Source organism: Parapedomonas caeni, assembly GCF_041060555.1.
Classification (GTDB): Bacteria; Pseudomonadota; Alphaproteobacteria; order Sphingomonadales; family Sphingomonadaceae; genus CAUJIW01.
Genome location: NZ_JBEUDS010000001.1, coordinates 159,030 through 182,013, shown reverse-complemented (window position 1 = coordinate 182,013; position 22,984 = coordinate 159,030). Strand labels below are relative to the sequence as shown.

The window sequence follows — 22,984 nt, the reverse complement described above, 5'->3', positions numbered from 1 at the left end:
CTAACATCGTTATCACTCGGCCTTTTTGCTAGCCCCTTTCGGCGCTGCTTTCTTTTTGGGCTTGGCCTCGGCGGCCGGCGCCTCGTCTCCGGCTTCCGGAGCGGCGTCCGCCGGCGCGGCCTCCGCCTCACCCTCGGCAGCCGCCTTCTTCTTGGGCGCGGCCTTCTTCTTCGGTGCCGCCTTCGGCGCCGCATCGGCGGCCGCAGAGTCCTCGTCGGCCTCCAGCGCCTTGGTCAGTTCCTCGCGGCTGACTTCCTTCTCGGTGACCGCGGCCTTGCCGAGGATGAAGTCGACGACCTTCTCTTCATAGAGCGGCGCGCGCAGCTGCGCGGCGGCGGCCGGGTTCTCCTGGAAGTACTTGACCACCTGCTGCTGCTGGCCCGGATAGCGGTTGGCTTCCTGGGTCACCAGCCGGGTCATCTCCGCCTGGGTGATCTGGATGTTGTTGGCCTGGCCGATCTCGGAGAGCAGCAGGCCCAGGCGGACGCGGCGCACCGCGATCGCCTGATAGTCGGCCTTTTCCGCTTCCAGCTTTGCCTTCTCGGCCTCGTCCTCGCCGACCTCGCGCTCAAGCTGGCTCCAGATCTGCTGGAACTCCGCCTCGACCATCGTTTCCGGCACCCCGAAGTCGTGGGCGGCGGCCAGCGCGTCGAGCAGCTTGCGCTTCAGCAGCGTGCGGCTCAACTGGGCATTCTCGCGCTCGACCTGACCCTTGAGCAGTTCCTTGAGCTGATCCAGGCCCTCAAGGCCGAAATTCTGGGCCATCTCGTCGTTGATCTCGACCGGCTTGGCGGTCTTCACTTCCTTCACGGTCACATCAAAGACGGCCGGCTTCCCCTTGAGATAGCTGACCTGATAGGTCTCGGGGAAGGTCACGTTGACGGTCCGGTCTTCACCCGCCTTGGCACCAACCAGCTGCTCCTCGAAGCCCGGGATGAACATGCCCGAGCCCAGTTCGAGCTGGATGCCCTCGCCCTTGCCACCCTCGAACGCCTCGCCGTCGACCTTGCCGACGAAATCGATGATGACCGCGTCGCCATTGGCGGCAACATGGCCCTCGGGGGCCGCCTCAAAGCTCTTCTGCTGCCCGGCCAGCCGGTTGACGGCTTCCATCACTTCCTCGTCGGAGACCGGGATCACCCACTTCTCCAGCGACAAGCCCTCGAAATCGGCGGCCGGCACCTGCGGCAGCACTTCCAGGCTCATGGTGAACTCAAGATCAGCGTCCGGCTCGTACTTGGTGACCTCGATCTTCGGCTGCATCGCCGGGCGCAGCTGATTGTCCGCCAGCACTTTCTGCGAGCTCTCCTGGATCGCCTCTTCCAGCACCTGGCCGGTCAGCGCCGGGCCATGCATCTTGCGCACCAGCGTCGGTGGCACCTTGCCCGGCCGGAAGCCCGGCATACGGATGTTCTTGGAGACGGCCTCGATCTGGCTGTCGAGCTTCTTGGACAGGTCGGCGGCGGACACAACCACGGTGTAGGCGCGCTTCAGACCGTCGTTCAGCGTTTCGTTGATTTGCATGGCGTTCTCTCAATCGTCCTTGGCATCGGTGACAACCGACAGCCGTGGTCTGGTGCGGGCGGAGGGACTCGAACCCCCACGTCTTGCGACACTGGAACCTAAATCCAGCGCGTCTACCAGTTCCGCCACGCCCGCCGGGCTACGAAATCGAAGCGGCGTCTATAGCACAGGGGAAGGACGACGCAACCGCCTGTGACAGGGCTGTAATCCCCGCTCCAACGGAAAAGGGCGGCCCCATCGAGCCGCCCTCTCTCCATCCGGTCAGCGCCTGACGACTCAGGCGGCGCGGCGGCGGCGCATCAGGCCGAGACCGGCCAGACCGGCGCCGAGCAGACCGATGGTCGCAGGCTCCGGCACGTCCGTGGCGGGATCCGTGTTGTAGGTCACCGAAAGGCGCATCTGGGCCCGGTCGGCATCATAGCCATAGCCGTCGTAGGTGTAGGTCCAGGCGCAGCAGGTGGCGCCCTCAAGATGCAGGTTGAGCCAGTCCTCGCCAGCCGCGACTGCGTTGGCGACGATCGCCGTCAGATCATAGCTGTTGCTGCCCATCGCGGCGGTATCGATGACGGTGCCGTAGTCGGCGGTCGGCGCGGTGAACTGATAACCCAGGGCGCCGTCGCCGGCGTAGCTGGTGATGGTCAGCGCGGTCGAATCATTGCCATCGAGCAGGACAAACGACAGGGTCGCCGAGTTGATGGTGGCGCCGGCCAGGTCGGTGATGTCAATCTGAGCGATGGTCTTGGCCGAGCTGCCCTCGATGGTCAGCAGGTGCCCGAAAGCGCCGTCGTACATGCCGACAAAGCCAGTGCCGGAGAAGGTGTCACCAGTGCCCGAGGAGGTATAGTCGCTGAAAGTGCCGATGTCCTCCAGCGTATAGTTCATCACCGCGGCGGAGGCCGGAGCGATCATCGTGGCACCGAGGGCCAGAGCGCAAAGCAACGTCTTCATCACATACTCCACTGCAAAACTGCTACTGTCACGAAACATGCAGCAGCAACATCCATGCCAACGGCTGGAATCCGAGGCATTCGGCGCCTCGGGCAATCTCTCCAGTCCCGCGGTGTAAATTATCCCGACAGTCATTGCGCCCCGGAAACACCCCGTTGCCCCACGCCGGCCCTCTCCCCCCGCGGCGCGTCAGGCAGAGCCGCCAGTACCGCCGGCAGCGCCTCCGGCAGATCCTCGGCGATCAGCCCCGGGCCACAGCGCAAACCAGCCTCGCCATGCAACCAGACCGCCGCGCCGACCAGATCGAGCAGATCAGCAGCGCGTGCACCGGGTTCAGCCAGCAGGCCGACGATCAGGCCAGCCAGCACGTCACCGGATCCCGCCGTGGCCAGTTCGGGGGTGGCGTGAACATTGACCAGCGCGCGTCCATCCGGAGCGGCGATCACCGTATCGGGCCCTTTAAGCAGCACCACGGCGCCGGAACGGGCCGCGGCCGCCCGCGCGCGCGCGATCTTGTCGGGCTCGCCGGAGAGGTCCGGGAACAGTCGGTGGAACTCGCCCTCGTGCGGCGTCAGCACCACCGGCCCCCGGATGGCGGCGAACAGATCATCCGGGGTGTCGGCGAACGATGTCAGGGCATCGGCGTCGAGCACCAGCGGCTTGGCCTGCGCCAGCAGCGCCAGCACCGCCTCGCGCGTGCGCGCGCCGACCCCGAAACCGGGGCCGATCAGCAGGGCGGTGGCGCGTGGCTCGGCCAGATAAGCGGCGAGATCGGCCGGCGTGTCCGCCACCCGCACCATCACCGCCGTCAGCTGGGCGGCGTTGACGATCAGCGCGTCGGCCGGGCTCAGCACCGTCACCAGTCCGGCGCCCACCCGTAGCGCCGCCCGCGCCGCCAGTCGCGCCGCGCCGGTGGCCGCCGGGCCACCCGAGGCGATCAGCGCATGGCCACGACTGAACTTGTGCGCCCCGGCGCCGGGTCGGGAGATGCGTGGCGGCGGCACCAGCTCCAGCCGGATATCGAGCGCCGTCAGATCGTCCGCCGTCGCCTCCAGGCCGATGCCGGCGCGCACGATCTCGCCGCAACGCGCCCGCCCGGGGTGCAGCACATGGCAGCACTTGAGTTCACCGAACGTCACCGTCAGATCGGCCGTCAGCAGATCGGAGACCACGCGCCCGCTGTCGGCGTCGACACCACTGGGCAGGTCGATGGCGACAATGGCCGCCGCCCTGCCCGGCGCGCAGCCGGCGGCGATGGCCGCCACCCGGTCATGGTCAAGGGGGCGGGTGAAACCGATACCGAACAGGGCATCGACCACCACGGTGGCGGAATCGATGGCCGCCAGCGCCGCGTCCAGCGGCAGCACCGGATCATGCCAGCGCGCCCGCATCGTCGCCGCGTCCCCCGCTCCCGCCGGTTGCGGGTTCCAGGCACCGACGATCACCGACCAGCCCGCGGCGTGCAGGTGCCGGGCACACACAAAGCCGTCACCGCCATTGTTGCCGGGGCCGCACAGCACCACCGCCCGCCCCGCGCCCGGCCAGCGACGGACGATTTCGACCGCGACAGCGCCGCCAGCGGCTTCCATCGCTTCCAGGCTCGACATGCCGGCGGCGAACCGGTGCTGTTCCAGCGCCCGCATCTGCGCGCTCGTCAAAATCGGTTGCAATGCCCTGCTCCCTGTCTCGTCCGCCGGACAGACCAGCTTACCCGGCCCTCCCCCGTCGGAACAAGACTGGTGCATCAGGTGATCAGCGACTAGCCTGCGCCCGACGACGACACTGCGAATGAGGTGGCAGCATGGCTTTGGCGACGGCTTGCGCGCGCAAGGTAGCAAGAACGGGCTTGGTGCTGGCTGGCGCCGTCGCTCTTCTTGCCGGCTGTGCGCCCTCCCCATTCTTCGCCTCACCATCGACAGCCACCGCGCCGGGGGCGGTACCACGTGACGCCAATGGCGAGCCGATCCTGAAGGGCGAAGCCAAATCCGACAGGCAATAGCCGCCGGGGCTGCCACCACACGCCCTCAGAAATGCGCCGCGATCACGCTGAAGTGAACCCGCACATCCCGCATGTCCGACGCCGAGCGGTTGGACAGCGGCGCCGCCAGCACCAGACGGCCGGAGAACGTCTCGTTGAGCGCGAAGGCTATGCCGGCGCCGACACCGGTCAGCCGATCGGTGGCATCCTGCGCCCGCACACCGGGCCAGGCCACGCCATGATCGACAAAAACGAAACCCTGCAACGGCCGACGACCTTCCGGCGTCGGCGGCATCAGGTCGGCGCGCAGTTCCGCCGACGTCAGGTAGCCGCGCTCGCCGGCGCGCATCCCCTCGGCAAAGCCGCGCACCGAGAAGGTGCCGCCCACCTGGTATTGCTCGAACGATGGCAGCACGTTCTTGTCGGTCCACTGACCCTCGGCGCGCAGCACCAGCGACAGCCCCCTAGCCAGCGGCGCCTGCGCCGACACCTCGCCATTGATCTTGCTGAAGGTGTCGTTGTCGACGTTGATGGTGTCGAACACCCCATGCGTCACCATCACCCGGCTCAGCAGCGTGCCCCAGGGCAGATAACTGCGGGTCTGCACGCCGCCAGCGAAAGACCAGCCGCGATTGCGGGCAACGGTGACGCCGCCGAAATCGGTATCACTGCGCCGCCGGGCGACCGAGGCCAGCGCGACGATCTTGTGCTCGACCGAGCGATAGAGTGGCTGCTCCAGGCTCGCGGTCACATTGAGCGATGACCCGCCAACGTCGAGGGTGGCGAACTGCCCCTTCTCGATGTCGATGCTGCCGCCATCGACCGCCAGAATCAGCCGCGTGTCATGGGCATGGAGCGGCACGCTGTAGCTGCCGGCGCCCGACAGGCTGCCACCGCTGGCGATCACCGACAGCACCAGCGGGTCCGACGCGCCGAACAGCGCGCGACTGCCGAGCGTGGCCGCGACCCGCTCACGGCCGGTTTCGTAGCGGCCGGCATTGTCACCGGCGATCGACCAGAAGATCCGACGCGGCTCCTTGATGGCGACCAGCACATCCACCTCGCCGGTCGCGGCGCCGGGGCGCAAGGTGGCGCTGGCCTGGGCATCGTTGGCGTCATTGAAACGCACCAGTTGCTGCTGCAACAGATTGTAATCGAACAGGCTGCCGGCCGGCAGTCCGAGCCGGGAGGTCAGGTAACCCTGCCGGATGTAGCGCGCGCCCTCGACCTTGAACGCGCCGACCCTGCCCTCGACCAGCTTGATCGTCACCACCCCGCCCTGCACGTCCTGCGGCGGCAAGATGGCGCGACAGGTAATGCAGCCTTTCGCCGCATAGAGATCATTAATCGCCTTCAGCGCCTCGAACAGGCCGGAGATGGTGGTGCGCTTGCCCTCGAACGGCGCCACGGCGGCACGAACGGCGGCATTGTCCAGCACCTCGCTGGGGTTGACCTCGAAGCGGCTGACCTCGATCGCCACGTCCCCGGCGGCCGATGCCGCCGGCCGGGGCTGCTCGTCCCGGATGACCGGTTCACGATCACGCGGCTGCTGGGCCTCGCGTTCCTTGAGCGCCTTTTCCAGCGTTTCCTGCTGCTGGCGCTGGATCAGGCCGGCGTCCGGCACCTGCTGGGCCAAAGCCTGAGCCGGCAGGCCAAGCGCGGCCACGCTGGCCAGGAGAACAAGTCGACAGGATGCGATCATGCGTTGGTCCAACAAGATAGGAAATGAAGACATCAGTTCAGCACGCGGATCTGGCTCGGATCGGTGATGCCATCGCCCAGATTGACCGGCGCGTCGTCCTGCGGCTGGCTGTCGTCACGCTCCAGAACAATGCTGGGCAGTGGCGGCGCCAGCGGCGGCACGTTCGGCATCGCCAGCGGGCCCGCCTCCGGTGATGTGCCGTCGGCGGGGGTCTGCACCGCTTGCAGCAGACGCGGCACCAGCAGGGTCATGCTGTTGTCGCTGCTGAACTCGTTGACCACCGTGCCCGGCCGGTAGTTGAGCACGAAGGCATCCGTCAGCACGGTGCCGCTGGCCGGCAGGTCGAGGAACAGCGGATCGCGCCCGCTGCGCAACTGCACCTCGAAGTCGGTTTCGATCTCCGGCGGACCGTTGTCGACCAGCAGACTGCGACTACCGTTGAACAACTCCAGCCGGTCGCCGATCTCCGCCGAGGCCAGCGTGACCCGCGGCGTGGTCAGGCGCACCCGTGCATCGATCACGCGCAGGCTGGTGAAGGTGATATCACCATCGTTGCGCGCCTGCATGTCCAGCGAGTCAGCGAGACCGCCGTTGCCGCCGGCGATGTCGAAATCGAGCGGGCCGCCACCGCCCTGGACGTCGTCCAGCCGGATGGTGGCGCCGCGCAGCACCGCCGAGCGCGCGAGATCAAGCCGCGCCACATCAAGTACACCGTCGGCATCGGTGGTGACCACCAGATCGCGCGCTACGACGTGCGTGATGACGACATCGCCCGCCGCCTCGACGGCGACATCGACGCCCGCCATGGTGTCGGCGGTGAGGCCGCCCGAGACCACCTCGACGTCGAGCGTGCCATTGCCGGCCAGCAGATCACCCGCCACCAGCGCGCCGCCCAGTTGTTTCAGCCAGATGCCGTTGGGCGCGCTGGCATTGAGCGTACCGGTCGCGGTAATCACGATCGGCGTGCCGTCGGCTCCGATGGCATCGGCCGCCGCCAGCGTCATCGCGCCGGCCCGCAGCGAGGCACTGTCCAGCGGACCGTTGCCGCTGATGCGCCCGGTGGTGGCAGTCAGGCTGAGCGCGTCGGTGCCGCTGTCCAGCACCACCGCGGTGCCGAGGCGAACGTTGGCGGCGGTGACCGTGATCCCCGAGGCCTGCGCCCGCGTGCCGGCGCCGAAGTCGGCATCACCCCCGGCGATCAGCGTCGTCGCGCCCTGGGCGGTGGCGGCCATATTGGCGCCGAGCGCGATGTCGCCCGGCGTCTCGACCGCCAGATCGCCCAGCGTCGCCACTATCACGCTGTCGGTCCCGATGCTCACCGCGCCACCGGTCAAGGTCACGCTCGGACCGCTGAGATTGGCCCGTGCGCCGACGGTCAGGGCATTGATACCGCTGTCGAGCGACAGGGCGCCCGTGCCGGCGCCAAGCGTCGCGTCATCCCCCAGGGTGATCCCTGTCGCCGCCAGCGCGAGATCGCGGTTGGCCGTCAGGGTGGCGGTGTCGCCCAGCGCCAGCGCCCCGGTGACGGTCAGCGCCTGGTCGCGCCCGGCGGTGAACGTCGCCCGGTCACCGGCGGTCAGGCTGCCGACGGTCAGGCCGAGATCGCCACTGCTCGCGGTGAGCGTCGCGTCATCACCCAGCGTCACCACGTCGGCGCCCAGCGCCAGCGTCGCGCCCGCCAGTGTCACGCCATTGCCAGCGGTCAGCGCGTTGGCCACCGACAGGGTCAGACCGTCGCTTGCGTTCAGGGTCGCGTCATCCCCCAGGGTGATCCCCGTCGCCAACAGCGCGAGGTCGCGATCAGCCGTCAGGGCGGCGTTGTTCCCCAGCGCCAGCGCCCCGGTGACGGTCAACGCCTGGTCGCGCCCGGCGGTGACCGTCGCCCGGTCACCGGCGGTCAGGCTGACGGCGGTCAGGCCGAGATCACCGCTGCCAGCGGTGAGCGTCGCGTCATCACCCAGCGTCACCGCGCCGGCGCCCAGCGCCAGTGTCGTGCCGGACAGTGCCACGCCGTGCCCGAAGGTCATCGTGTCGGTCGTCGACAGGGTCAGCCCGTCGCTGGCACCGAACGTGGTGCCGTCAGCCAGCGCCAGCGTGGCGCTCTCCAGCAGCAGATCGTCGCCCGCGTCAGCCGTCGCGTTCTCGCCGAACGACGCATCCAGCGCGATCGCCAGGCGCAGGTCACCGTCAGTGAACAGGCCCGAGCCAGCACCGGCCGAGAAGCGCGCCGCCGTCACGCTGAGGTCGCCGTCGGCCGTCACCGTCCAGCCGTCGCCGACCACCACCAGACCGGTGGGGGAATCGAACACCAGCGCACCGCCGGCAGTGACGGTGCCCAGCACCGACAGGCCGGAACGGCCGGCGGTGAACACGATGTCCCCGGCGGCCGACGTGTCGCCGACCAGCAACGGCTGAGTCAGGCTGCCGGCGTACAGGCTGCCGGTCAGGCTGGTGGCGCTGAACAGACCATCGGTGTCCACCCCCACCTGCAGCGGATCGCTGGCCGAACCGATATCACCCAGCACCAGCAGGTTGATGCTGCTGGCACGGATCGTCGTCTCGCCCGCCGGTGTCAGACGAATGAGGTCGCCAGTGGGAATCGCCAGCGTCACGTCGGCGCGCGAGAACAATGTATCGACAGCCAGGTCGCCCAGCGCGGTGATGAAGACGGAATCCTGAGCCCGCGCGGTCAGCCCGCCGGCACCGAGTGACACGCGGACCGGCGTCGCCGCCGTGCCCAGCCCGCCGGTCGCCGCTTCCAGGATGGCGCTGGCCGCCGCGATGTTGGCGGCACTGCCACCGGTGACGGTAATGGTGCCGCCGCCCTTCACCCGCACCTCGCCGGGCGCTGTGATGCTGTCGACCACCAGATCGCCCTCGCCGCCCACATAGGCGTTGCCAGCCGTCGTGCTGATGGTGAGCGTGCCCGACGCCTGACTCGCCACATTGACCTGCTTGCGCGGCGTGATGACCAGCTCGCCGGTCGCCTCGTCAATTCGCAGATCGCCGCGCTCGGCCGCCGCCAGCGCCGCCTTGACCTCATCCGGCAGGCTGAGCGGGTCGGCGTCGGCGGCGATGCGGATCTCTCCAGCATCCGCGCCGATGCCGGTGCCGGCACGCAGCGTGATGTTGCGGCCGCTGACGTTGGGATCCTTCAGCACCGGGTTCGTATCGGTGAGTTCCTTCATCGCACCGGCCGGCGCGCCAAAGGCCAGCTCGGTGTCGCTCCAGGCGACATTCTCGGTCAGCGCCAGATACTCGGCGCCATTGCGATCCAGCGTCACCTGATAGCTGGCGTCATAGCTGTTGCCGAGGCTGCCATAGTCTTCATGCAGCGCATGATAGCTGGCCGTCAGTTCGGGCTGGGCGATACCGCCCACCTCGACAACGAAGTCCGGATCATAGACCGATGGATCGGCCTGCAAGGCACGATAACGCCAGTAGGACTTGTAGTCCTGGGTGAGCTGGGCCTCGATGCGCGCCACCTGTTCGTCCGCCTTCGCCGCCGCGTCCGCGCCTTTCAGGCGCAGCGCATTCCACAGGTCGACCAGTTCCTGCTGCACCGAGGCATCGATGCGCTCGACCGGATTGTTGTCGAGAATGGAACCCGCCGCGGTCAGCACCACGTCACCGCCGGTCGAGACCACCTGATCCACCAGCAGGTCGCCCGATTGCTGCGCCAGTTTGATGTCGCCAGCTGCCCGCGCGGCAAGGCCGATCTCGGTCGCGGCCCCGCTGTCGGCGGCCTGGATGGCCAGCGTGCCATCGCTGCGCTGGCCGTAGATGTCGCCACCGCGCGACTCCAGGGTGATGCGCGCGCCACTGATCTGTGAGGCCGCCGTCACCCCGGCGATGTCGCCCTGGGCGGCAAGCGTCACCGACCCCGTCGTCGAGGTGACGTTGATGACATTGAAGCCGCCGGCGGCGTTGTTGATGTTGATGTCGCCGCTGGCCGTCGCGCTCAGGCTGCCGCCGGCCGCCTGGGCGACGCGAATGGCATCCACCGCCGTGCCATTGTCGATCAGGCCGATCGAACCGGTCGTCGCCGACAGGCTGATGTCCTTGCCGCCGATGGTCGCAACACCGGTCACGGCATTGATCGAACCGCTGGTCGCGGTCACCGTGGTCGTGCCCTCGTTGCGGATGGCACCCAGCAGGTTGATGGTGGCGTTCGATGTGATGCTGACCGCGCCGGTATCGTAACCGATGTAGTTCACCGCGATCGGGTAGTCGGCCGCCAGCGAGCGGTTCTCGATCATCTTCGTGCCGGTGGTGCGGGTGAACTCCTGATAGAAGCGCGAGGTGATGCAGAACCACGGGTCGCACTCGCTCCAGGAACGGCCTTCGGTGTAAACCTGGCTCAACGTGCGATTGGTGGTGATGTCGTCATAATTACCGACACCCGCCGACCCCTCGCCGTCAAAACCAAGCCAGGAGCCGGTCGACAACGAGTCGTTCCTGGCATACTGGCCGATGCGGTATTCATCGAGATTGATACCACCGATGGTCCAGGCCTTCTGGCCGAACCAGCCACGCCGCCAGTAGCGGAAACTCTCCACCGTCGTCGTGTCGGTGCCGTAACTCCAGACATAGCGCAGGCCGCTTTGCGGATTGAACACCTGGCCGGTACGCCCCCCGGTCGGCTGGCCGCCGACGTCGGTGGTGACGCCATTGACCGTCTTGGTGACACCGCCGCGACGATACTCCCAGGTTTCGACGATCGGCACGGTGATCGTCTGGTCCTTCACCACGCTGTTGCCCAGCCCGTCGTCGATGGTCACCTGGCGGGTCTCGGTGGTCTGGCCGACAATGTTGTTGATCCGCACCAGCCCTTCGGTCCCGCTGCCGGCGTCGAGCGAGACGATGTCCAGCGCCAGGCCGGACTGGTTGTTGACGGTGATCCGCCCGTAGCCATCCAGCACTTCAAGCTTGGCGCGCGCGTTGCCGTCGGCGTCCGTCGGGGTGGTGTTGAAGATCTGGCCGTAGAGTTCGATGTAGCCGCCGGCCACCGACGTCGAGCGCACCTCGATGGTGCCGGTCTGGGCGTTGTAGAATACCGGGATGATTTCCTGTCCCGTGGGGTTCCCGGCGGCGTCCAGCCCGGTCGAGGATTCCACCACGCTGCTCGCCGTGGTGCCGACCAGTTCGTAATAGGGGTTGGCGCCCGGTGTCGCGCTGCGCGCTGCCCAGTCCGCATTGGCGGCCGCCAGCGAGGTGGTCACGCCATTGACCACCACCTGCGGGTTGGCGGCGATGCTGATCGACCAGTCCGGCATACCGGAACGGATGGTGCCGTTGACGTTGAGATAACGCGCGGCGATGAACACGCTGCCATTGGCGAAAATGCCGCTGGTGTCGGGGTCGAAGGCATTGGCGCCCGTGACCGTGCTGTCGGCCTTGATCCGCTCATAGGCATCGGCGGCATCCAGCAGCACCGAACGCGAGTCATTGGGCGATCCCATTTCCTGCGGTTCGGTCCGGCACTGCGCGGCGTCGAGATAGCACAGCGCCGGATCGCCGGCGACATGGGTGAAGCCGTCGCGATAGGACTGGATATAATCACCGGCACGCGCCGTGATGTCGACGGTGAGCGCCTGGATGTTGGAGCCGGCATCAATGACGATGTTGCCGGATTCGCTGGTGATCGACACGTTGCCGCGTGCGTTGGAGATCAGACCCGGCACCGCGACCGTGTCGCCGTTGGTATCGGTGTAGTAATAGCCCAGACGAATATCCGGCGACGGACGACCGGACGTCCGCTGATCGACCTCAAGGGTCAGATCCTGGCGTACCGCATCCGGCAGGTTGGTCGGATCCCGTGGATCGTAGGTGCTGGTGATGTTGATCGAGGGCGGATTCACCCCCTCGCTGCCGCGACTGACCACCGTGCCGGTGAACGCTACGCCGCCGGCCAGCGCCCCCACCTGCGCGGCACTGGATACATCGGCACCGTTGATGATGACACGCCCGCCGTCGCTGTCGTCGATGCGCACGCGGGTCAGCGTCAGGAACGCCGGCGTCTCGTTGAGAACGCTGATCGCCGTGTCGCCCGGCGCCATCAGTTGGCCGGTGCCCAGAATGCTCCTGGCCGTGACGCTGACATTACCCGACTGGGCGTCAATCGCCTTCAGGCGCACAAACGGTGCCACCCAGGCCGTATTGCCGGCAATCGTGGAGTAGATGTCATCGCCACCGGCCAGCAGGCGCGGCAACTGGTCTTCCAGATTCTCGTCACCACCCGTGAAGGCCAGTTCTCGCGCGATCAGCGCCGCGTCCACGTTGAGTGTACCGTTGTCCGAGGTCAGCAGATTGCGTTCCATGCGCGCGGCAAAGGCATCATAGCGCGTCACCTCGTCGGCCGCCGCGTCACGGGCGCTGATGTCGGCGGTGCGGGTCGCCGCCAGGGAATCCAGCGTCGCGTCACGACCGGCCAGACCGATCAGCTTGGCCGAGACATCGGCCTCGTCGGGCGTCGCGGCCCCGGCGGCGGTGATGAGCGCCGTCAGACTGGCGTTGAAGGCGGCGTCATAGCCTTCGTCATCGGCGTCTGGCTGGGCCGCGAGCACGGTCTCGGCACGGGCCTTGATCAGTGCATAGCTGTCGGTGACGGCGCCGTCCTTGGTCGTCTCGATCGTCTGCTGGTCTGTCCGCAGCGTTTCGTAGGCCGTCAACTGCTGCTCGGAGAGCTGATAGAGGCTTTCGCTGCTGGAACCGGCGAAGGTCGGGTTGGCCGCGCCCAGATCACGCAGCTTCTGCTGCAGGAACGCGATTTCCGCGTCGTAGGCGGCAATCGCCGCCGCGTCGCCCGAATTACCGGTGTTGAAGTCGGCCTTCAGCCGTTCCAGCCGCGCGATGCGTTGACGCAGATCATCGGCGATCGACACGTTGGGGTCGTTCTGGTCGATGAGACCATTGGCGGCTTCATACTGACCGGTGGCCTGGTTTTTCTCCTCCACCGAAACCACCAGCGAGCCCGCGACTTCCTGGCTGGTGATACGGATGTCACGCACGCTGTCGATGCCGGCGCGCAGCGTGCCATCGAGCAACGCGCTTTCCATGCCGGTAGCCCGCTGGGTGCCGTCGCGGATGTCGAACGACACGTCGCCACCCCCGACGAGATTCGAGAAGAAGCTCGCCACCTCACCGGCGACTTCACGGTAGAAGTCCTTGCCGATGCCGACGCCGCTGACCAGCTCGATGCCGCGATCAGCGACCACGTTGACATTGCGCCGGGCCTTGAGATCGGTACCGGCGCTGTTGACCGAATATTGCACCACGCCGTCGACCGTCGCCTGCGGCACCAGGGCCACCGGCCCCTCGACGATGACCCGGTTGTTGTTGACGATCAGCGCGTCGGCGTCCGGCGAACCGTTCACCGGGAAGGCCGACTTGTTCCAGAAGAAGCTGCGGGCGGTCACCGTCACCGTCTGGGTGGCGGGATCACCAGCGAGCAGCGACAGATCGCGCCCGGCCAGCATCTCGACCCCGCTCTTCACCTGCACCAGATTGTCGGCGCGATAGGTCGCCGCCACGTCGGTATCCGGCGCGCCGGCCGCGCCCCAGACATCGGCGGTCGCCCTGGCCGAGACACCGCCACCCGACGTCGCCGACAGGATGATGTCCTGCGCGGCCGCCAGGTCGGCGTCCTCACCGATGACAACATGCGCCTCGTTGACCCGGGCCTCGACGAACGAGCGGGAATCGGCAACGGCGATGGCGCCACCGGAGACCAGCGACGTATAATCAGCCAGCGCGACACTGTTGATCGCCTGCAGTGTCAGCGAGCCGAGCGGCACACCCGCCAGTTCCTGCACGGTGATGGTGGCATTGTCGCCGACCTCGACCAGCGCCCGCTGATCGACGACGGTGTTGCTCTCCGCCGCCGGCGCGTCGATCACACCGCCGGAACCGGATTCGATGTTACCCTCGGCCGCCGCCGTTTTCACCGTGCTGTTCCGGGCCACGACCTCGGCGTCGGTCGCCAGGAGGGTGGCGTAGTCGCCAAGGGCGACCGTCGTGCGCGCACTGGCGAAATTGTCGGCGTAAGCGCCGCTGCCACCGGCGATCGACGCGTTGATGCTGTCGAGCTGGGCGTTGAAGTTGTTGACCTGGCGCGCCTGGATGAAGGCGTCGCCCACGGTCAGGGTGGTGCGCGGCCCGGCGAGGGTCGAGTCCTCCAGCGTCACGGCGGTGCGGGTCAGCGTCTTGGTCCGGCCGGTGGCGCTGACACCGGAGATGACGCCACCCTGCCCCGACGTGGTGTCGGTGAGATTGGTCTGCTGGCCGGACGCATCCAGCGTCGCCAGCTTGCCGGCGGTGCGGGCAGCGGAGGTCTGCGCCAGCGAGGTGCCGGTGCCGATCACCACTTCCGTCACCGCCTCGCGATCGCTGTAGCCGGTAACGGTGCCGATGGCGTCGCGCACCAGCACGCCGTTCCCGGCGTATGCCGTATTGGCGCCAACCGCCAGCGCGCCGCCGTTATAGGCGTCCACCTTGGCCTTCTGCTGGGTGTCGGATACCGCGCCAAGCATGATGTCGCCGCTGGCGAGGATGTCGGTCTCCTCGGTGGTCTCCGTGGTGACATCGACCGCCGCCACGGAGCGGGCGATGGTGGCGTTGACGCCCGCCAGCAGACCGCCACCGGCAGCGAAGGAGTCGGTCCGGACCGAACTGCTGCCGGCCGCGAGCCCCGTGCGGTCGGCACGCGCGATCGCGGTCACGTCGCCGGCGCGAATGAGACCGGCCAGACGCGCGGTCACGGTGGACAGCGCCTCGGCGTTGGCCAGCGAGACACCCACCGACAGGCCGCCGATGTTGACCGCGTCGGTGGTCGCCGAAACGTGCGGCACCGTGGTCGCCCGTACCAGCAGGGCACCGGTACCGAGACGGATTTCGCCCTCGCCGGTGGCCGCCGTCACCGTCGCCCGGTCGCTTGCCCGCACGTCCATGCCGGCGCCGGAATAGGTACCGACAGCGCCACCCTTGGCATCCGCCGAGACATCGCCGGCGACGTTGGCGGTAACACTGAGCGCATCGTTGCTGGTGGTGATCGTGCCGCCGCTGTTGCCGGCCTCGGCCGTCACCGTACTGCTACGGTTGGCGTCGGACACCACCGCGCCGACCGCGACACCCAGACTGGCGCCGGCGCCAAAGGCGCTGGTCTCCAGACTCTGGGTATCCGCCGCCGACACCGTGACGGTATTGCCGGTGCTGATGCTGACGCCGGTCGCCTTGGCCTGCACGTTGTTGTCGATCAGGCCGTAAGCAAAGGCGGCACCGACACCGACAGCGCCACCGACACCGGCGGCGTAGGCGTTGACATCGATGTTGCCGCCGTCGCTGTCGGCAAGCGCGGTCACGCCCAGCGTGCCACCGGTGGTGATGTGACTGGTGCCGCCGATCACGGCGCTGACATTGCGTTCCACCCGGGTGTAATTGACGCCGCCGCCGATGCCGACACCACCCACGCCGAAACCGCCGGCGTAGGACGCGATCGCCGTCGAATCCTCGGCGTCCAGGTTGAGCGCGCCGGTGGTATCGATGGTCGAACTGGTGACCGCCGCCTCGGTGCGATAGGTATTGGCGAGCGTCCCGGCGCCAATCGCCGCCACATCGTCGCGCTGGGCGCGACTCTCGATCGCCGCGCGCTCGCTGCTGCTCAGCACGCTGTTGCCATTGAGGCCCGCCAGCTTGGTGCTGGTGGCAAGATCACCCACCGCGCTCAGACTGCCGTCGCCATTCTTGTTGGCTTCCTGCGCGCCCTCGTCCTCCAGCGCGGAGGAGCCGGCCAGCACAACGGTCGCCGAACCACCGATGCCCACGGCGCCGCCGCCAGCCATGTAGGCGTGATGCTCGGTATCGATGGTGCTGTCGGCGGTGATGTCGACCGTACCGCTGGCATAAATCGACGCGCTCACGGCGCGCGCCGTCACCGTGTTGCGCAGCGCGTTGATGTTGCCACCGGCGCCGACACCCACGGCGCCGCCAATGCCGAGCCCGCCGGCAATGGTCTGGCCGCTCATGTTGTCGCTGGCGCTGATGTCGACCGCGCCCACCCGATCGTTCGACGCCCCGATGCGCGCACCGACCACCGCCGCGTCGACATTATTGGTGATGCCGGTAAAGGTCACCGCCCCGGCGATACCCACGGCCAGGCCACCCGCGCCACCGATGGCGTAGGTATCAAAGTCGGTCGAATTTTCCGCCGAGACGTTGACCGCGCCACTGACGTCGACGTCGGTCGCCGAGCCGCCGTTGGTGCGGCTGATGCGCGCCGCCGTGTCGCTCTCCAGCAGGATCAGCGAGAAGGTACCACCCACCGCGTTGTCGGCGAAGCTGATGGACAGCGCGCCGCCGGTGAGCGCCAGGCCGCTCGCATTGTCCGCCGCCAGGGTGTAGCTCGCGGCATCCACCAGTGAATTGGTCTGCAGCGCGTAGGTCTGCGACGAGAAGATCGAGATCGCGCCGGTGCCGGCGAAGGTCAGGCCGCCACCGCCACCCACCGCGCCACCGACCGCGAACTGCGAGGTCGCCTGGGTGGCGTTGGCCAGCACCCGCAGCGCCGCGTCGGCGCTGACGACAGCGCCATTGTCGATCTCGGCGGTGGTGGTGCGGTCGAGCACCAGGGTATCGACAGCGCCCGTGCCGGCGACGATGCCGGCCGTGATCGCGCCGACGAAGCTGTTACCGCGACTGTGATCGCTGGCGCGCACATCGACGTCGGCGTGACTGTCCACCGTCGCACCGTCGATGCTGGCGGTGGTCGAACCGCCGATCAGGCCGACATTGGCGTTGACCGCCAGCGCCACGCCGGCGCTGCCGGCGGCGTTGACGGAAATCGATTCCACCATGTTGGTCGATGCGGCGTTGACCGCGACACCATGCACCGAGGTCGTCGCCCGCCGGCTGGCCAGTGACGGGCCATTGTAGCTCTTGAGATCAAAACTGGCGTTGACGCCCGTCGCGGCATCGCCGCCGGTCAGGCTGCCCTCGGCAACCGTCACGCCGCTGCCGGCGCCATCGGCGCTGACAGTGGTTTCATCGGCATCGTTGGGGGTCACATCGATAATGCCGGCGGTCGTCGTGCCGTCGATCTCGTTGACCACGGCCGCGGCACCAATACCGGCGTAAGACCCGCCACCGGCCGAACCGCCGGCGCTGGTGATGCGGTTGTCGGTGATGGCGCGCACTGCCACGTTGTTGGTGGCATGAACGTCCGCGCCGCCCTCGATGGTGGCGCTGGTGGCGTTGCCGATCAGGTTGACCGACACCGAACCCGCCGCGCCGACATCGCCGCCGACACCCAGGCCGACCGCGAGGTTGCGGATGCGCGCATCCGTCGTTGCATCGACGGTGACGTTGGCCATGTCGAGATCAGTGGTGCCGCCAGTGATGGTGGCCCCGGTGGTTCCGCCGATGCGGTTAACCGCCACGGCCGCACCGACGCCGCCGCTCTGGCCGACGCCGATGGCGCCCGCCAGCGAATCGATCCGGCTGGTGGTGTTGGCGGCCACCGCCAGCGTCTGGCTGGCGGCAAGCACGGTACCGGCCACTTCGGCCCGGGTATCGCTGTCGAGCTGGTTGACCGCGATCGAGACGCCGATGCCGGAGCCCTGCGAGGCACCACCGGCGCCGGCGATAACGCCGATCGAGCTGTCGTCGGTGGCGGTGACACTGACCGCGCCACCGATCGACAGGCCGGCCGCGCCATTGGCGCGATTGTCGCCGGACAGCGACGCGGTGACGTCGTTGTCGATCATATTGGCCGACGCCGCGCCGGAGATCTGGAAGGTGCCGGTGTTGCCGCCCAGCGAGGCGGCGATCGAGCGGATGTCGTTACCGTTGCGGGCGGTGACAGTGAGGCCGCCACTGAGTGTCAGGCCGGCATCGTCCACCGCGGCGGTGGTCGTGTTACCGAGGTCGTTGACGGTGACGCCGGCGCCGAAGCCACCCTTGCCGCCCAGCGTGGCCGCACCACCGATGGTCCAGATGTCGGAGTCGTCCTGCGCCTCGACATTGAGGGCGCTGGCGGTGACCGCACGCCGGCTGACGGTCGCGGCCGTCTCGTTGTCGATCTCGGCGTAGGCCGCCGAACCGGCGATCTGCAGCCCTTCCGCCTGGGCCGAGCCGGAGGCGCTGGCCGCCAGCGACTGAATGCCGCCCTCCAGCCGCTGGTCGTCGCCCGACCCGCTGACATTGCCGCCGCCGCGCGCCGCCTCGACGGTGACGGCGCCGTCAGCCACCAGCATGCCGGTGCCGATCAGTTCGGCCTCGGTGGTGCCGCGCACCCGATTGTAGGTGAAGGCGCCCGCCAGACCTGAGGCGCCGCTCGATGACACGTTGATGGTGGCCGCACCGGCCAGCGACCAGATCACCGACTGGTTGATGGCGCTCAGCGACACCGCGCCGTCACCACTGCCAGCCAGCAGGCCGGTGTTGACGGTACCCGAGCCGCCGATCGTGGCGCGCGCGTCGTCGTCGACCAGATTGACCGACACGGCGGCGGAAATGCCGATACCGGAGGAACCCTTGTCGCTGCTCTTGTTGAGTCCGCCGGTCGAGCCGGAACTCGAACCGGCCTGACCGGGCGATCCGGCGCCGGTCTGCGGTTCGTTGTTGCGGATGGCGCCGGCCAGCGAGGCGGCGTAGGTAGCACCCTTGTTGGTGGCGCTGAGGTCCAGCCTCGTGGCAACGTTGACCGTACCGGCGCCGGCCACCGCCGCTTCACCGTCGACGTCACCGATCACGGCCTGGGTGTTGCGGTTGAGCTGGTTGATGCCCACCGCCGCGCCAACGCCGGATGCCTCGCCCTTGATGACCCCGCCGGCAATGGCGATGGTCAGCACGTCGTCCGTCGCCTGCACCTTCAGCGTGCCGGCATCGTCGCTGCCGCCGGCGCCCACCGTGGTCACGCGAGCATTGTCGTCGATGCGGGCCACCGTGGTGTCGTTGAGTTCGGTGTAGGTCAGCGAGCCGTTGACCCCGAAGCTCTTCGCCGAGCCGCCGGCAATCGCCGCGGTCACATTGTGCGTGGTGGTCTCGGCGGTGACCGCAACGCTCTCGCCGGTCACGGCGGTGCGGCCGGCGGCGGCCGCGTTGGCGCCATCGGCGACCGCATCGGTGATTTCGGCGCGCGTTTCGGTGTTGAACACCACCGCCGTGCCGGAGACGCCGATGCCGTTGGCCGGTGGCGTGGTGCCATCGGCGCCGGCGCCGCTCTTGGTACGGCCAAGCTTCTTGAGCTGGTCGGGATCGGCGAACTTGAAGAAGAAGTCGATGACACCGGCGAGATTCCAGGTGTCGGCCTCAGTGGTGGCGCTCAGCGTGACGATCTGGTCGGCGGTACGGAACGCCGCGTCCTGGTTGACCTGGGCACCGTCGGTGACGCGGGCATAGGATTTGTTGGTGACGAACATCACGTTGGCCGAGCCGGCAATGCTGGTGGTCTCGCCTTCCGCTTCCGCCTGCGCCCAGTTGGTGAAGAAGATGTCGCGGATGCCCAGCGTGTCGTCCATCCGCTCGTTCAGGCTGTCCCAGCCGCTGGCGAGATCGGAGAAGTCGCCCCAGTTGATCTCGTAGGGAATCGTAACCGCCGACAGGATGTTGAGCGCGCCGGCGGCGTCGACCTTGGCGCCGCTGCCGGTGATCAGGGTTTCCGCCTTGTTGCGATAATCGCTGACAAGAACAGCGGCGGCGACGGCGGTCTTCTTCTGGTTGGTGCTGCCGTCGTCCTCGCCTTCCGCGCCGAAGCGCGAACTGGCGGTGTTGGACATGGCATCCTCGATCTTCGAGGAAATGGTGGCATCACCGCCGGATTCCACGGTGCCGCGGATGGTGGTGGTGGCGTTGTTGTCCGACAGCGCCACCGCAGATGTCGCGGCAATACCGATCGACTTGGCGAAGCCGCCGGCCTGCTTGGTCTCGTCCGCCGTCGAGCCGCTTTCGGTGGTGGCGTTGTCGGAGGTCGTCTTGACGTCGTCGCTGACGGCGTTCTTGGTGGTGTCGTCGGTCTTGGTCCGCGCTTCCCAGCTGTCGAGCGCCGCCTTGATCTTGTCGTCGCGCACGGTCGAGATGATCTCGTCGAGCGATTTCACCCGCTGATCGCCGATCTCGACATTGGCGCTGGTCTCATTGCTGTTGGTGGTGTGTTCGGCACTCACCGTCACATCGCCGGCGCCGCGTACCGTGCCGCCCGCCGCGACGGTCGCACTGGTGGCGACATCCGAGCGCGATACCGCGACCGCCGCACCCAGCACGTCCTCCATGCCGCCGCCGGCGGCCGAGACCTTCATATCCTTCTCGCTGAGCGCGCTGACCGTGACGGCCTTGTCGGCCGCCAGGCCTTCGACCAGGCCGCCGCTGGCCACGGTCACGCTGCTGGTGCTGTCGGAGAACCCGAGCGCGAGCACCAGATCGGTGGGAATCCGTTCAATCCGCGAGCTGTTGTTGTCATCCTGGACCGAAATCTCGGTGGTGATGTCGGAGGTGACATTGGTCACCGTCTTGGATGTGATCGACACGTCGCCCGCCGTCGACCGCACGGTGGCCCCGGTGCTGCCATCCCCGATGGCGATGGTCGCAGTGCCATCGGCTTCGGCATAGCCGAAGCCGAACTTCGGCCCGGAGGCCTCTACTGTGGCAATGGCGTTGGCGGTGGCATCCAGCGTGACGTCGCCAGCGCCTTCCACCAGGCTGCCGCCCTTGAGCGTGATGGTCGAGGTCGCCTTGGCACGGGTGAACCCCACTGCCAGGCGCAGATTCTGCGCCAGATCCAGCGTGGTGCTCTTGCGGCCGGCGGCCTGCCCGGCGAAGCTGGCCAGGCTTTCCTTGAACTTGTCGATGAACAGGTTGAACACGCCGTTGGAGCCGAGGAAATCCTCCGGCAGCGCGACATCGGTGCTGCTGCTGGCGGTCAGGCTGACCGCGCCGCCCTTGATGATCGCATTGTCGAGCGTGATGCCGGCGGTCCGGGTCTCGAACGAGAATTCCTCGAACGGATCGTAGCGGGTGCCCGCCTCGTCCTTGGCCGCCAGCGTGACGGTCCCGGCGGTGAAGCCGCCGGTCGCCTGGGCCAGCAGCCGGCTGCCGGATTCCAGGTTGATTTCCCGCGCGTTAAGCGTCAGGGCGCCGGAGTTGCCGACCGATGCCGCCACGCCATGGTCGAGTCGCGCCGCGGCACTGTCGCCGACAGCGCGCGTCGAAACGGTGACGCCTGCCGCCACTGTCAACACGTCGTCGGCTTCCAGCGTCAGGTCGGCGCCATCGCTGTAGGTATTGGCACTGACGGTGAGGTCTTCCGGATCGATCAGGAAGGCGCCTGCCTTGCCCTGCGTGGCCGCGCCGAGGAAGCGGCCACCGTCCAGCGTCACCGACTGCGCGCCGCTCACCTCCGCGAAGCCGCCGTCGCCGGACACCTCGCCGCCGCGCACGTCGATGGTCGCTCCACCGGACATCCGCACATCGCCCGTCGCCAGGACCGCCACCTGGCCGCCATCCGACCCGGCGCCATGGCCGCGCGCCGACACCCGCGCCGACTCGCCCAGGGTGATGCTCTCGGCGCCAACCGCGACGCTGCCGGCATCAACACCGTTGCCACCGTCGGCCACCAGTTCGCCGTCGATGGTCGCCGCCCCCGACGCCAGGATGCGGATGCTGCCGCCCTCGACCACGATCCGGTCGGCATTGACCAGGCCGCTGGTGTTGACGACGTCGGCAAAGCCCAGCGCCGGGGTGGCGCCGAAGCGGGCGCCGGTCTGGATGCTGCCGGTGACGACGATCTCGCCGCCGGCCAGCACCACCGCGCGCTCGGCATTGATTCGCCCCGCCACCCGGATCAGTCCGGTGCCGTCGATCGGCATGGTGACATCGAGCGCCTGACCGACCGCCTCGGGGCGAGGCAAGCTATCGGCGCCGAAGAAATCGTCGACCCAGGCGCGCGTGGGCGTCGCCAGCGTCAGGGCACCGACGTTGATGGTGCCGCCCGCCCCCACCAGCACGCCGGACGGGTTGAAGAAGAACACGTTGCCGCCGACGCGCGCGCCATCCAGCACCGCGTTCAGCGTGCCGTCGATCCGGCTGACCTCACCGCCGCTGACCAGGTTGACCAGGTTCAGCGTACCGGTCGGCAGGTGCAGGTTGACAGTGTTGCCGCCGTCGACGCCGAAGCGCTGGAAGCTGTTGAAAGCGTTGGCCCCCGACACCGTGCCGGTACGGACGTCGGTGATTGCGCCCTGCGTCGTTACCGATGTCGCGGTCCGACCGTCCGCCACCACCGACTGGGCCATCGCCGGCGCGAGGCCAAGCACCGGGCCCGCCGCGAACGCCATGGCGTTGAGCAGCGCGCAGCGACGCAGCACCAGCCAGTATTGATGGCGAAGCTTGCCAAGCGCGGCCCTGGTCATGACGGTTTGCCCCCTCTTGCATTGCAGCCGCCGGGAACGGGCACTGTCATGCTGCGAAGGGTGCCGGCGGCGAACTTGCCCCACGCCGACGGTCAGGCGGCTGCCGCCAGAACCTTAACGGCCCCGCCGGTCTCGCCACTTCATTGTCTTGCCCCTCAGCAATGACCAACCGGCGGTTTAGGCCGCTTGTTCACCCTTTTCCCGCCACGCTGACTTAACTTCGTGAACTCTATACGATTCTCGCGCCATGCGCCTACAGTTACTTTTGCTTAATCACGATCCGTCCGGACAGAAGTGACCATCCGCCGCAGGTGCCACACCGGCGGCCAGGCGCTCCCGCAAGGCCGCCCCACATCCCGGCCACGCCGGGCGACGAACGGTGACAACAAGGGCGGACGGCCATGAACGAGAAACGCCGGCAAGGGCGGCGAG

5 protein-coding genes and 1 tRNA gene are annotated in these 22,984 nt (G+C 68.0%); all 6 read right to left on the bottom strand.

Going from position 1 to position 22,984, the window contains the following annotated elements:
* Positions 1-12: 12 nt before the first annotated feature.
* The 6 genes from tig to ABU113_RS00675 all read right to left on the bottom strand — a co-directional run bounded on the left by tig (position 13) and on the right by ABU113_RS00675 (position 22,552).
* Positions 13-1,524: a trigger factor gene (gene tig, locus ABU113_RS00700; protein ID WP_454557544.1), complete on the bottom strand. Its 1,512-nt coding sequence runs from the start codon at positions 1,522-1,524 to the stop codon at positions 13-15.
* 50 nt (positions 1,525-1,574) lie between these two features.
* Positions 1,575-1,659 (bottom strand) — tRNA-Leu (locus ABU113_RS00695).
* 141 nt (positions 1,660-1,800) lie between these two features.
* A complete protein-coding gene (locus ABU113_RS00690; RefSeq protein ID WP_454557543.1) occupies positions 1,801-2,472 on the bottom strand; it encodes a PEP-CTERM sorting domain-containing protein in 672 nt (223 codons plus the stop codon).
* Positions 2,473-2,603: 131 nt separating this feature from the next.
* On the bottom strand, positions 2,604-4,217 hold the full coding sequence (locus ABU113_RS00685) for an NAD(P)H-hydrate dehydratase (RefSeq protein WP_454557542.1): 1,614 nt from the start codon (positions 4,215-4,217) through the stop codon (positions 2,604-2,606).
* Between the two features lie 279 nt (positions 4,218-4,496).
* On the bottom strand, positions 4,497-6,152 hold the full coding sequence (locus tag ABU113_RS00680; RefSeq protein WP_454557541.1) for a ShlB/FhaC/HecB family hemolysin secretion/activation protein: 1,656 nt from the start codon (positions 6,150-6,152) through the stop codon (positions 4,497-4,499).
* A 32-nt stretch (positions 6,153-6,184) separates the two neighbouring features.
* A complete protein-coding gene (locus ABU113_RS00675; protein WP_454557540.1) occupies positions 6,185-22,552 on the bottom strand; it encodes a leukotoxin LktA family filamentous adhesin in 16,368 nt (5,455 codons plus the stop codon).
* Between the last annotated feature and the right edge of the window lie 432 nt (positions 22,553-22,984).

What these genes read in the sequence shown, in the direction of transcription:
- ABU113_RS00685 (WP_454557542.1), bottom strand. Translation starts at nt 4,217, where the DNA reads ATGCACCAGTCTTGTTCCGACGGGGGAGGGCCGGGTAAGCTGGTCTGT.
- tig (WP_454557544.1), bottom strand. Translation starts at nt 1,524, where the DNA reads ATGCAAATCAACGAAACGCTGAACGACGGTCTGAAGCGCGCCTACACC.
- ABU113_RS00680 (WP_454557541.1), bottom strand. Translation starts at nt 6,152, where the DNA reads ATGATCGCATCCTGTCGACTTGTTCTCCTGGCCAGCGTGGCCGCGCTT.
- ABU113_RS00675 (WP_454557540.1), bottom strand. Translation starts at nt 22,552, where the DNA reads ATGACCAGGGCCGCGCTTGGCAAGCTTCGCCATCAATACTGGCTGGTG.
- ABU113_RS00690 (WP_454557543.1), bottom strand. Translation starts at nt 2,472, where the DNA reads ATGAAGACGTTGCTTTGCGCTCTGGCCCTCGGTGCCACGATGATCGCT.